The following is a 12,717-nucleotide window of genomic DNA, read 5'->3' on the forward strand; positions in this document are numbered from 1 at the left end:
GTCCCGCTGCGAAAGGCCGGCCTCGTGCCGGTCTTTTTCGTTTGGAGCCTTGAAACCGTGAGCATCACCCTCCGCCCGATGCGGGACGGCGACCGCGCCGCCGTGACCGGCCTGCTGATGCAGCTCGCCGCCCATGAGGCGCATCTGAGCCCGACGCGCGCCAGCGGCCTCGCCACCGCCCAGGCGCTGCTCGAGGCCGACAGCGCGCAGACGCGGGACCACGACGGCGCGCAGTTCGTCGCCGAGCTGGCGGGCGCCTGCATCGGCTATCTCGCCTTGCGACTCGGCCGCACCGGCCCCTATGTCCATGACGACCTGCGCGACCATGTCCTGATCGAGAACATCGTCGTCGATGCCGGCCAGCGCGGCACCGGCGTCGGCCAGATCCTGCTGGCGCAGGCGGAGCGCTTCGCCCGCGAGCGCGGATACGGGGCGCTCCAGCTCGGCGCGCTGACCGGCAACGACCCGGCGCTGCGGGCCTATCGCCGCGCCGGTTTCGAGGCCGTCTCCTACGAGATGCTCAAGCGGCTCGACTGAGCGTCGCGCGATCGCCACCTTGCTGGGGGAGAAGCGATGCGATGATGATCCTGACCCGCCTCCTCGGCCTCGCCCTCGCCGTCTATCTCGCTGTCCTCGGGCTGCTCTTCGTCCGGCAGCGCGATCTGGTCTTTCCGCGCAATCCGGCCCGGGCCGACCTCGCCGCCGCCGGGCTGCCCGCGGCCGAAGAACTGACCCTGACCGCCGCCGATGGCGAGCGCCTTGTCGCCTGGGCGGTGCCGCCACGCTCGGGCAAGCCGGTGATCCTCTATTTCCACGGCAATGCCGGCCATCTCGGCAGCCCCGGCCGCGTCGCCCGCTTCCGCGCCCTGACGGAGGACGGCAGCGGCCTGCTCGCCGTCAGCTACCGCGGCTATGGCGGCTCGACGGGCCGCCCCAGCGAAGCGGGGCTGCATCTCGACGCCCGCGCCGCCTATGGCTTCGCCGCCGAGCGCTTCGGCGCGGCGCAGCTGATCGGCTACGGCGAATCGCTGGGAACCGGCGTGGTGCTGAAGCTCGCAGCCGAGGCGCCGCTGGCGGCCGTCGTGCTGGAGGCGCCCTATCTCTCCACCGTCGCGGTGGCGCAGGGGATCTATCCTTACGTGCCCGTGTCCTGGCTGATGCTCGACAGCTTCCGCTCGGACACGGTGATAGGCGCGGTGAGGGCGCCGCTGCTGGTGCTGCATGGCGAGCGGGACCGGGTCATCCCCTTCGCCCAGGGCGAGGCCCTCTTCGGCCTCGCCAACGCCCCCAAGCGCTTCCTGCGCTTCCCCAAAGGCGGGCATGAGGATCTGCCGGCGCATGGCTCGCTGCCCGAGGTCCGGCGCTTCCTCGCCGAGGTGACGCGCGGGGCCGTCCAGGCGGCGGAAAGCCGCACGATCGAGTGATCAGCTGCGGAACAGCCCGCCGCCGCCGCCGAGACGGCCCTGCCCGGCGCGCGCGGCCGCATTGTTGCCGTCCAGCCCCAGCGCCCGCTGGTAGCTCTGCGAGGCTTCCGAGCGCTGGCCGAGCTTCTCCTGCGCGAAGCCGCGACCGGCCCAGGCATCGGCGTTGCGGTTGTCGACATTGAGCGCGGCGGTGAAATCCTCGAGCGCCGAATCGTACTTGCCGATGGCGTTCAGGCTCTGCCCGCGGGCGATATAGGGCGGCGCGTTGTAGGGATTGCGGTCGATCACCGAATCGAAATCCGAGATCGCATACTGGTGCTGGCCCTCGCGCTGGTAGACCAGCCCGCGCGCATGAAAGGCTTCCGCCGATTCCGGATTGAGGCGGATCGCGGTGTTGAGGTCGGCCAGCGCCTGCGGGCTGTTGCCCTGAGCCCGCAGCAGATTGGCCCGCGCGATGAAGGCCGGCGCATAGTTCGGCGCGACGCTCGTCGCCTTGTTGAAATCGGCCAGCGCGGCATCGTTGCGGCCGCTCTGGCGCAGCGCCAGGCCGCGATTGGTGTAGGCCGAAGCGAGGTTGGGATCGAGCTGCACCGCCTTGGTGAAGTCGGCGATCGCATCCGAGAAGCGGCCGACGCGGGCATAGGCCGCGCCGCGCGTGTTGTAGGCGCCGGGATCGTTGGGGTTGCGGGCGATGACCTCGCTCAGCGAGCCGATGTTGACGCTGGCCTCGGCCGCCGAGGCGGTGTCGAGTTCGGCGATCGGCTGGGCCGTCATGGTCGAAACGGTGTCGCAACCCGCCAGCGCCACCGCCAGGCCCGCCGCCGCAAGCCAGTTCCTGCCACGCATCATGCTTCGCCTCATCGGTCCGGTTTCGTGCCTCGTCCGCCGCGCCGACCCATCCGGATCGACGCCGCCTCGTCGCGCTCCCCAACCGACAGCGCTCCGCTGAGGAAAGCGCCCGCTTGTGACAAGAGTTGGTTAACGCCGCCGGAAAAGCAACAGCGCCCGGAGACGGCTCCAGGCGCAGTCGGGTCTTTTCAGATCATCGAGGGCGGGCGAAACGCCGCAGCCCTGGCGAGGATCAGGGGCGCTTCGGCTTCACCGGCGCCGGCAGCAGGCCTTCGCGCTGGAGCTTCTTGCGCTGCAGCTTGCGGGCGCGACGAACGGCTTCCGCCTTCTCGCGGGCCTTCTTCTCGGAGGGCTTCTCGTAATGGCCGCGGAGCTTCATCTCGCGGAAGACGCCTTCGCGCTGCAGCTTCTTCTTGAGAGCGCGGAGAGCCTGATCGACGTTGTTGTCGCGAACGAGAACCTGCACGTGAGTGTCCGTCTTTAGCGGGTTGGTCTAATAAGGGTGGACGGAGGATCGGCGAAGCAGACCCTTCGAAGGTTCGTGCGGATAACAGAAAAGCCTGCGGCTGTCCACGCCGCCAAACCGGGAAAATCGATGACAAACGCCGGCCCCGAGCAGCCCCATGATTCCGAGGTCGAACGGCGCATCATGATTCTCGCCAACGACCTCGCCATCCCCGCCTGGCAGCGCGTCGAGCAGGCCTATGCCAAGGGCGCGACCTTCCTCGAGGCCAAGCATGCCGTGCTGGAGGCCGATCTCGCCAGCCTCGCCGGCACGACCGATGAGGCGATCCTCGACCGGCTGGTGCAGCTGATCATGCAGACGCCGCCCTCGGCCCTGCGGCCGGCCGCACGCCAGCGCCATCGCAAGATCGTGCTGGAGCGGCTGATGGAGCCCTATCGCGCAAGCGGCGGCGCCGAGCCCGGCGCCTTCGCCCTGTTCCTCTACCGCAAGCTCGGCATCGTCCCGGGCCCGCTGAAGGCGTTCTGGCTGGCGCGCGGCGAGCCGCTGCAGCGGGTGCTCTGAGCCGCCTCAGCCCTGCTCGGGGACAACCCGCGTGACATGGCCCATCTTGCGCCCCGGACGGGCCTCGCGCTTGCCGTAGAGATGCAGATGCGCGCCGGGCTCGGCCAGGAGTTCGCGCCAGCGCAGCGCGGCGTCGCCGATCAGGTTCTCCATCTCGACACGGCCGCGACGGGCGGCCGAGCCCAGCGGGAAGCCGCAGACGGCCCGGACATGCTGGTGGAACTGCGAGGTCTGGGCCCCCTCGCTGGTCCAGTGGCCGGAGTTGTGGACGCGCGGCGCGATCTCGTTGACGACGACGCTCTCGCTTGGCCCCTCGCCGACGACGAACATCTCGACCGCGAAGACGCCGACATAGCCGAGCGCCGCACCGATCCGCCGTGCCGCCTCGATGGCGGCGGCCTCCGTCGCCGCCGAGACCTGCGCCGGGATGCGGGTGAAGGCGAGGATATGGTCGCGATGCTCGTTCTCGCAGAGATCGAATGCCGCGAAGCTGCCATCCGTGCCGCGCGCCGCCACGACCGAGACCTCGCGGGCGAAGCTGACGAAGCCCTCCAGCACCGCAGGCTGACGGCCGATCGCCTCATAGGCTTCCGCGAGATCGGTCCCGGGCAGGATCTTGACCTGGCCCTTGCCGTCATAGCCGAAGCGGCGGGTCTTCAGCACGCAAGGCCGCCCGAGCGCGGCGACCGCATCCTCGAGATCCGCCAGCGAGTCCACCGCACGGAAGGGCGCCACCGTCAGCCCCTGCTCGGAGACGAAGCGCTTCTCGCTCAGCCGGTCCTGCGTCACCGCCAGCGCATGCGCGCCCGGATGCAGCGGCTTGCGGGCGGCGAGGAAGGCCGCGGTTGCCGCCGGTACGTTCTCGAATTCATAGGTCACGACATCGACGGCATCCGCGAAACGGGCGAGCGCCGCCTCGTCCTCGTAAGGAGCCACCGTCTTCGCCGCCGCCACGTCGAAGGCCGGGTTCTCGGGCTCGGGCGCGAAGATATGGCTGGCGACGCCGAGATCGGCCGCGGCGAGTGCGATCATCCGGGCGAGCTGGCCGCCGCCGAGGATGCCGAGCACGGCGCCGGGCGCCAGCGGCCGCCCCTCGACCACCGGCGCGCTCACGCCTCGTCCTTCACGGGGCGTTCCGCGATCGCCGCGCTCTGGCGGGCGCGATAGGCGTCGAGCCGCTCCGCCAGGCCCTCGTCCGACAGCGCCAGCACGGCGGCTGCTAGCAGCGCCGCATTGACCGCGCCGGCCCGGCCGATGGCGAGCGTGCCGACCGGGATGCCCGCCGGCATCTGCACGATCGAGAGCAGCGAGTCCTGCCCCGACAGCGCCTTGGATTCGACGGGAACGCCGAAGACCGGCAGCGGCGTCAGCGACGCCGTCATGCCCGGCAGATGCGCCGCGCCGCCTGCCCCCGCGATCACCACCTTGAAGCCTTCCGCCTTGGCGCCGGTCGCGAACTCGACCATGCGCTGCGGCGTGCGATGGGCGGAGACGATGCGGTCGTCATGGCCGATGCCGAGCGCATCGAGCGTCTCGGCGGCATGGCGCATGGTCGCCCAGTCGGACTGGCTGCCCATGATGATGGCGACGGGCGCGGAGGTGGTGGCCATGGCGGGAAGCGCTTCCGGAAACGCTGGACGGGAAGCGCGCGATCTAGACTGCCCCGTGCCGCACAAGCAAGCGCCGAATCGGGAAAGGGACCGAATCCAGCGATCCACCCCCGGCAACAGCCGCGTCATCCTGGGGCGACCGCAGGTCGTCCCGGGATCCATCATAGGGCATCGACGGAGCCTTATGATGGATCCCGGCCTGCGCGGCTGCGCCGCTTGTCCAGATGACGCTATGTTTCAGCGCGGCAGTGTCGGGCCCTAAGCCGTCGCCACCAGCCCCGCCCGCGCCAGCGCCGAGGCCTGGTCGGCCGCCACCGTCTCGATCTGGAAACCCTCGATCTCGGCCTCGAACAGCCGGTGGAAGTTCAGTTCCGCATCGAGATGCAGGAACACCCCGCCGAGCCCGATCGCGGCGCGGTCCATGAAGACGAATTCGCGCGGCACGGTCACCGGCCCGCGCTTCTTCAGCGCCTGATGCACCTCGAAGGCCTGGCGGCGGCCATATTCGGCCGGGCTGACATCCTCGGCGATGCGGCGCGTCCGGTCCTCCAGCAGCGGCCCGTAGATGAAGCGCGCCCAGATGTTGAGCGTGTCGACCAGCTCCTTCGTCAGCCCCTTGAAGCCCCAGACCTCATAGGCATGGACGACGCGCGCCTCGTCGCCCTCCAGCAGGCCGCGATAGAGATCGACGACCCCGCCCACGAAAGACGGCGGGAAGATGCGGATGCAGCCATAGTCCAGCAGGTTGATGCCCTGCGGGGCGCCGTCCTCCGAGAAGACCGTGTAATTGCCGAGATGCGGGTCGCCATGGATGATGCCGTGATGGCTGAAGGGCCGCCACCAGGCCTTGAACATCGCCGTCGAGATCCGGTCGCGCGCCTGCTGCTCGTCCTGCTTGTGAGTGAGGATGCCGTCGCCCTCGAGCCAGTGCATGGTCAGCAGCCGCTTCGTCGAGAGCGAGGTCTCCAGCGCCGGCACGCGGATCTCCGGCGTCTGCGCCAGCACCTCCCGATAGAGCGCGATATGCTTGGCCTCGCGCTGGTAGTCGAGCTCCTCGCGGACGCGCGCGCCGATCTCGGTGGCGATCTCGCTGGTGTCGATCACCGGGTCCATGCGCCGGTGCAGCGCAAACAGGATGTCGAGCTGCGAGATGTCGGCCTCAACGGCCGATTCCATATCCGGATATTGCAGCTTGCAGGCGAGCGCGACGCCCTCCAGCGTCGTCGCCCGATGCACCTGCCCCAGCGAGGCCGCCGCCGCCGGCTGCAGATCGAAGGAGCCGAAGCGCTCGCGCCATTGCGGCCCGAGCTCCGCCATCATCCGGCGCTTGACGAAGGCCGCGCCCATCGGCGGCGCCTGCGACTGCAGCTTCTGCAGTTCGGCGGCATATTCCGGCGGCACGACATCGGGGATCGTGGCGACGAGCTGCGCCACCTTCATGATCGGGCCCTTCAGCCCCCCCAGCGCCTTGGCCAGCGCCTCGGCATTGGAGGCGTTGCGCCCCTCCATCCCGAACAGCCGGGCGCCCGCAATCCGCGCCGCCACCCCGCCGACATTGGCCCCGACACGCACATAGCGCACTGCCCGGGCAGAAAAGCGGTTGGCTTCGGAGTCGCGGTCGGACATGGGGCGGGGCGCTTTCGGGGGCGGGCTGGGCTCCTATGTAGGGTGGCGTCGTCCCGGGGCCAATGCGGCGGGTGGTCTCGCGGGGCGAGAGGATGGCAGATGGGGGGGGGGGGGCGGTAGTCTGGCCCTGACATTCGCGAATGGGTGCTTCTGGCCCAAAACCGACTCTGCCGACGGCTGCTGTCAGGCGGCTTGATCGTGCCGCCCAAGCCACCAAGGCGAGGCGAATTCGCGTAGTGTATGGCAGATCGCCATCTGCAAACCGTCATCCTTATCCATTTTTTCGCCCAATATTGTGGGCACGAGAGAAGATTATGATCTATTATACAGCATAACATCTCAATATAATAACATCAACGATGAGATATAATATTATGTAGACTGAAATAAATCAGCAAAATGTAATTATGCATATGAAGATTAAGTTATTGTATTTGATTATTTGAAATAAATAAAAATGATATTTTATATTGAATCTAATTAACTGCGGATCACGCTCAATTTTGGCACAGAATAGCCGGCAACCAAATTTTTTAGCATATCAGCAGTCTCAATGCTGCTGCAATTTACGATCAATGACCAAATTTCACCAGCGACGTGAAGTAGAATATCCTCGACTGAATCTGAACCAATTCTATTAAAATCGAAGCTCACTTTTGTAGCGATCATTTCATTTTCGACTTGAAATGAAGCGAGGCGATCAACAATCATTTGCAGAGACGCCCGCACATCGGCCGAGTCACAAAGGCGAGCAGCCAAGAGAGTTCCTTCAGCAGTCAGGGATAACATTCGGCGCATCAGGATTTCACGGTCGAGCGTGTTCATAGCTGGTACGCTCCGCCTAAGGCGTCCCGAGAATTCCGCTTTCTTGGCGGCGTCGCCTACTCTGATGACGGGCGGTTCCCGCTCAGGAACAGAAAGAGGCGAGAAGAACTCCAGGTCACACGCAGTGCCACTGCACCAAACCCTCTGGGCGCTTATCTCTACCGTGACGAATCGGCCTGTCGCGATGCGAATCTGAGCAGGTTCAGCATCGTAGAACCCCTGCGTATCCAGCAGCCAAAGCCGGCGATCTCGTTGCGGGTTGCTAACGGCTGACCCGTCCGAGACGAGGTTCTTGTGTTCGATCTCAGCCCAAACCCGCTCGATGAGCTTGAGATAACTCTCGTTTGTAGTGACGTAGAACGAGTCGTAAAGGCCGACTGTCGAGAGGCAGGCTGGGATAGCCGATCTCTGGACGATGTCGATCGTGAGAGAGTGTGTGGTGAACATTCGACCTGGCCTCGACACATTTTGTTGGCGACCATAAAGCTCTGATCCATTGGCTAGTCCCAGCGCGCCCCGACGGAGGGGGGGCGCGCTTCCCGTGGGCGACGGGCGGGACCGGCTCAGAACTCTTCCCAGCCGCTGTCGCCGGCGCGGCTGTTGGCGACCTTCCGAGGTGCAGGGTTGGCACTCGTGGAGGATGGGCTGGCAGTCCTGCGCTTCATCGCGACGATCGCTTGGATGACATGGCTCGACGCGTTGCTGTAGGGGCTGGTCGCAGACAGAGCGATGTCTTCCGAAACCGTCTCTCCGGCATCGGCACGACGCACGATATCGGCGGCCGTCCGGTGAAACGCGGCGTGGGCGCTTTTCAGCTCCGCATACTCTTTGGCCCCTGCCATGTTGCGCCCGGGCCCATGGATCCAGCACCCGAGTTCGCATACGTCGTCGCGCGCGACCTCGACGGCGCGCAAGGTCTGGTCAGGCCGCCGGATATATGCGCCCAGCTTCATCTTCCAGTCCGAATGCGCGCGAACCGCACGGTCGAAATCGAACGCTTCGGTCATGATTTTGGCGGGAGCGACGGCCGGCGCGGCGGCGCGGGGTGCCGGCGCCCTCGTCTGGCTGAAGGCGACTTCCGCGAGCTGGCGCAGGCGCGCCGGTTCAGGCGCGACGGGCCGCGGCGCGGGAGCGCTGCCGGCCCGGCCGTCGTCCGGCCCGGTCTTGAAGGCGGCGACGAGATCGTTGAGCTGGGCGATCTTGCCCGAGAGCGAACCGGCCGAGGCAGCGCTCTGTTCGGCCAGCGCGGCATTCTGCTGTGTCATCTCGTCGAGATGGGCGACGGCCTGGCTCATCTCATCGATGCCGTTGGCCTGTTCGCCCGAGGCGGCGGAGATATCGGCGATCGTCGCGGCGACCTTCTGCGAGGCCGCGAGGATACGGTCGAGCGACTCACCGGCCTGACGCACCAGCTTCACGCCCTCGCCCACCTCCATGTTCGAGGACGAGATCAGCGCCGAGATGTCCTTGGCTGCTTCGCCCGAACGCTGCGCCAGGGTGCGAACCTCAGATGCGACAACGGCGAAGCCCTTGCCGGCATCGCCAGCCCGCGCCGCCTCGACGGCCGCGTTCAGCGCCAGCAGGTTGGTCTGGAAGGCGATGTCGTCGATCACCCGGATGATGTCGGAGATCTTGGTCGAGGCGTCCTCGATGCGCGCCATGGCCTCGACCGCCTTGCCGGCGATCGTCCCGCCTGCCTGAGCAGCCTGCTTCGCCTCATCGGCAACAGCGGCGGCCTGACGCGACGCCTGGGCGGAAGCCTTCACCGAGGCTGCGAGTTCTTCCGTCGTGGCAGCCGTCTCCTCCAGGCTCGAGGCCTGCTCTTCGGTGCGCTTGGACAGATCGGCAGCGCCCGTGGTGATTTCGCGGGCGGCCAGCCCAACATCGGCCGAGGTCGCCTGGATCATGCCGACCATCCCGCTCAAGCGGTCGACCATCACGTTGAAATCGTCCCGCAGCTTCAGATAATCCGCCGGCACCGGAGCCTCGATCCGGCAGGTCAGATCGCCCTGAGCGAGCCGCTGCAGCCCGGATGCGAGGAGATCGACGATCTGCTCCTGCTGGCGGGCGCCGTCGAGTTGCTCCTTGACCGTCCGGGCCCGCTGCTCATCGGTCGAAAGCCGCTCGTCCTCGGCCGCCTGGCGCGCCGCCGCGGCCTCGGATTCCATCGTCCGCATCGCCAGCGCATTGCTGCGGAAAATCTGCAGCGCCTTCGCCATGGCGCCGACTTCATCGGCCCGATCGCTATGGGGCACGCTCGCCTGGAGATCGCCATTCGCGAACTGGGTCATGACCTGGGTGAGGCCACTCAACGGCCGGATTGCGCGAATCGACCACCACGCGAAGGCAAGGCCGATCAGCAGCGCCGAACCCAGCAGAAGCAGCGTCATCGCCGTGAAGTTCGCGGAGACGCCGCGCACGCTCTGGCCGAGCTTCTGGTTGTTGGCCTCCTGGAGATCGATGAACTGGTTGATGCGCGCCAGCCATTCGGTGAAGAGCGGACGCGCCTCCGCCATCATCACCTGCTTGGCCTGCGCCACATCGCCGGCCTTGCGCAGGGCAATGACGCGCTCCGAGACGGGAAGAGTCTTGGCTTCGGTCGCCTTGATGCTCGCGAGGATGCGCGCCTCATCAGGCGAGACCTGCGTGGGGTCTGCAAGCATCCGATCCAGAGACACAGCCGACTGGCGATAGGCTTCGGCCAGGCGCTCGATGTCAGCGACATTCGCCTGCACATCGGCAGCACTGTCCACGAGCGTGACGTCGCGCAGGCTGATCGCGCGATCATGAACGCTGCCGCGGAAATTGATCGCGAAGCGCTGCTTGACCGAATTCAGATCATTGATGGTCGTCAGGCCCCGATTGATCAGGTCGACCCGGTTGATGCTGATGAACCCGAGCACGGCTGCAAGGATCAGCGTCGCTGAAAATCCGATCATGACACGATGAACAATACGTGTCCGTTGAATTGCCGACAACATGATGTATTCCTCGTTCAGGCACGCATTGATTCAAAAATCGTCGATTTCATATCTCGACGTCTTAGTTTGTACGCTGGGGGTGTCACGATATACGTGTTCGACGCATCCTCGCCCAAGCCACACTGTCTCCGATGCCCTGCCGACGGCTAAGAAATGATTAATTTTGAGGCATTTGTGATTACTTCTTAGGCATTCAGTCCATGATCAAAAGCAATAGCTCCCTCTCACAGCCGAGGTGACCCAACTGGATGTCCCGGCCGAGATGGCGCAATTTGGGCGCCGAAGCGCCCGTAAAATCCCTCATCGTCGCAAGACGAATGGCTCTGCCGATTGTGAGGGTTAGGCGGCGGGGCTTCGATTCCACGTCCGAATGAGCTGAGCGCCGAGGGGGCATGTCCCGAGCGCAGGGCACCGATTTGCATGAGGCTGGGAGCGAGTGATCCCTGAGCTGGCCCTGTACGCGCGGGTCGAAGCGGCTACGCCGACGACGCGGTAACGGCTCAGCGGTCCCCTGCAACACGTCATGAGCCGACGCTTTAGCCTGCAATGGAGGCGAGGCCTGCGCGACGGTCGAAAGCTATGGCCCGCGGATATTGGATCGACAGCGGGTCCTTTTCGCGAATCGTGGAATGTCAGCTTTTGGGCAGGGCCTTCAGGTCAGCTATCGGCGCACAACGGCCATCGCTACGCCTGCCCCCGCACTATCTCCCCCACCCAATCAGTACCCTTCCACCCACCCTCCGAGGGCGCATCAACCCGCATCGCCCCTCAAACCCGCCTGCGCCGCCAATCCGCCAGCACGGCGGCCGCCGCGTTATACCCCGGCGCGCCGGTGACGCCGCCGCCGGGATGGGCGCCCGAGCCGCAGAGATAGAGCCCCGGCACCGGCATGCGGTAATCGGCATGGCCGAGCACGGGCCGGGCGCAGAAGAGCTGGTCGAGCGTCAGCCGGCCATGGAAGATGTCGCCACTGATAAGCCCGAAGCGCGCCTCCAGATCGGCGGGGGAGAGCGCCAGCCGCCCGACCACCGAGGCCCTGAAGCCCGGCGCATGGCGATCGACCGTCTCGATCATGAGATCGGCGACCCTGTCGCGGCAGGTCTCCCAGTCCAGCCCTTCGGGCAGATCAGGCGCGACATGCTGGCAGAACAGGCTCGCGACATGGCCGCCCTGCGGCGCCAGCGTGTCGTCCAGCGTAGACGGGATCAGCATCTCGACGATCGGCTCCTGCGACCAGCCTGAGAGACGCGCCTGCGCATGGGCCCGGTCCATGTAGCCGAGGCTCGGCGCGATGATGATGCCGGCGGTGTGCTGGTCGCCGGGCTCCGGCAGGCTGGTGAAGCGCGGCAGCTCCGACAGCGCGACATTCATCCGGAAGGTGCCCGAGCCCGAGGCGTAGCGCGTCATCCGCTCGGTGAAATCCGCAGGCACGATCGCGGGATCGACCTTGGAGAAGAGCAGCCGCGGATGCAGGTTCGAGACGACCGCGCGCGCCCGCACCATATCGCCGGCCTCCGTCACCGCGCCGAACGCCCGGCCCTTTTCGCTCAGCACCTGCGCGACCGGGCTGTCGAGCCGGATGGCGACGCCGGCTTCCGCGCAGGCCTTCGCCATCGCCTGGGTGATCGCGCCCATGCCGCCGATGGCGTGGCCCCAGGCGCCCTTGTTGCCGTTCACCTCACCGAAGACATGGTGCAGCAGCACATAGGCCGAGCCCGGCGTATAGGGGCTGGCATAGTTGCCCACCACCGAGTCGAAGCCGAGCAGCGCCTTGATCGGCTCGCTCTCGAACCAGCCATCGAGCCAGTCGCCCGCCGATTTGGTGAAGAGGTCCATCACGTCGCGCTTGGCGGTGAGATCGAGCCGCGACAGCCGCCGCGCCACCCGGCCGGCATCGATCAGATCCGGCAGCGCCGCCAGCCAGCCGCCATCGCCGAGATTGGGCGGCGCCTGCAGCACGAGCTCGCGCAGCACCGCAGCCACCGTCTCCAGCCGCGCCTCATAGGCCGGCAGACGCTGCGCATCGCGCTCCGAGAAGGCGGCGACGGAGGCCGCCGTCCGGCCCGGCCCGGCCGCGAGATGGCGCCCATCCGGCAGCGGCAGAAAGTTGGCCATCCGCCGCTCGACGATGCGCAGGCCGTGCCGGTGCAGCTCCATCGCGGCGATGATTTCGGGCCGCAGCAGGCTGACCGTGTAGCTCGCGGTCGAGTTGCGGAAACCGGGATGGAAGCTCTCGGTCACGGCCGCGCCGCCGACGACGCCGCGCCGCTCCAGAACCGTGACCGACAGCCCCGCCTGGGCGAGCCGGTGCGCGCAGACGAGCCCGTTGTGGCCCGCGCCGAGGATCACGACATCGCAGGTTGTCGTCGCCATGG

Annotated in this window: 11 protein-coding genes; 3 read left to right on the forward strand and 8 right to left on the reverse strand. The window is 66.7% G+C overall.

What is annotated here, in order from left to right:
• Positions 1–57 precede the first annotated feature (57 nt).
• Complete coding sequence (locus BSY19_RS24260; protein ID WP_150129717.1) at positions 58–537, forward strand: GNAT family N-acetyltransferase; 480 nt, start codon at positions 58–60, stop codon at positions 535–537.
• Positions 538–578: 41 nt separating this feature from the next.
• Positions 579–1,424, forward strand: coding sequence for an alpha/beta hydrolase (locus BSY19_RS24265; RefSeq protein ID WP_069056405.1), 846 nt, complete (start codon positions 579–581; stop codon positions 1,422–1,424).
• On the opposite strand, the gene BSY19_RS24270 is transcribed toward BSY19_RS24265, so the two are convergent.
• Positions 1,425–2,273, reverse strand: coding sequence for a tetratricopeptide repeat protein (locus BSY19_RS24270; protein WP_236840444.1), 849 nt, complete (start codon positions 2,271–2,273; stop codon positions 1,425–1,427).
• Positions 2,274–2,505: 232 nt separating this feature from the next.
• Positions 2,506–2,739, reverse strand: a complete 234-nt coding sequence (gene rpsU, locus BSY19_RS24275) for a 30S ribosomal protein S21 (RefSeq protein WP_054140900.1) — start codon at positions 2,737–2,739, stop codon at positions 2,506–2,508.
• 129 nt (positions 2,740–2,868) lie between these two features.
• On the opposite strand from rpsU, the gene BSY19_RS24280 reads away from it, so the two are divergent.
• Positions 2,869–3,300 (forward strand): hypothetical protein, encoded by a 432-nt coding sequence (locus BSY19_RS24280; protein WP_069056407.1) that lies wholly within the window; start codon positions 2,869–2,871, stop codon positions 3,298–3,300.
• Positions 3,301–3,306: 6 nt separating this feature from the next.
• Here the strand turns inward: BSY19_RS24280 and BSY19_RS24285 are convergent, their stop codons facing one another.
• From BSY19_RS24285 to BSY19_RS24305, 6 genes are all read right to left on the reverse strand, one after another.
• Entirely contained in the window at positions 3,307–4,413 is a 1,107-nt protein-coding gene (locus BSY19_RS24285; RefSeq protein WP_069056408.1) for a 5-(carboxyamino)imidazole ribonucleotide synthase, read from the reverse strand.
• On the reverse strand, positions 4,410–4,910 hold the full coding sequence (gene purE, locus BSY19_RS24290) for a 5-(carboxyamino)imidazole ribonucleotide mutase (protein ID WP_069056409.1): 501 nt from the start codon (positions 4,908–4,910) through the stop codon (positions 4,410–4,412). Before purE ends, BSY19_RS24285 begins: the two co-directional genes overlap by 4 nt.
• 258 nt (positions 4,911–5,168) lie before the next feature.
• Positions 5,169–6,536, reverse strand: a complete 1,368-nt coding sequence (locus tag BSY19_RS24295) for an ABC1 kinase family protein (protein ID WP_069056410.1) — start codon at positions 6,534–6,536, stop codon at positions 5,169–5,171.
• Positions 6,537–7,016: 480 nt separating this feature from the next.
• Positions 7,017–7,808 (reverse strand): hypothetical protein, encoded by a 792-nt coding sequence (locus tag BSY19_RS27725; protein ID WP_150129718.1) that lies wholly within the window; start codon positions 7,806–7,808, stop codon positions 7,017–7,019.
• A gap of 116 nt (positions 7,809–7,924) precedes the next feature.
• Positions 7,925–10,342, reverse strand: a complete 2,418-nt coding sequence (locus BSY19_RS24300) for a methyl-accepting chemotaxis protein (RefSeq protein ID WP_083247809.1) — start codon at positions 10,340–10,342, stop codon at positions 7,925–7,927.
• 768 nt (positions 10,343–11,110) lie between these two features.
• The gene (locus BSY19_RS24305; protein ID WP_069056412.1) at positions 11,111–12,715 is read right to left on the reverse strand and encodes a phytoene desaturase family protein; all 1,605 of its coding nucleotides are present in this window, start codon (positions 12,713–12,715) and stop codon (positions 11,111–11,113) included.
• Between the last annotated feature and the right edge of the window lie 2 nt (positions 12,716–12,717).

The sequence above is a fragment of the Bosea sp. RAC05 genome (genome assembly GCF_001713455.1).
GTDB lineage: Bacteria > Pseudomonadota > Alphaproteobacteria > Rhizobiales > Beijerinckiaceae > Allobosea.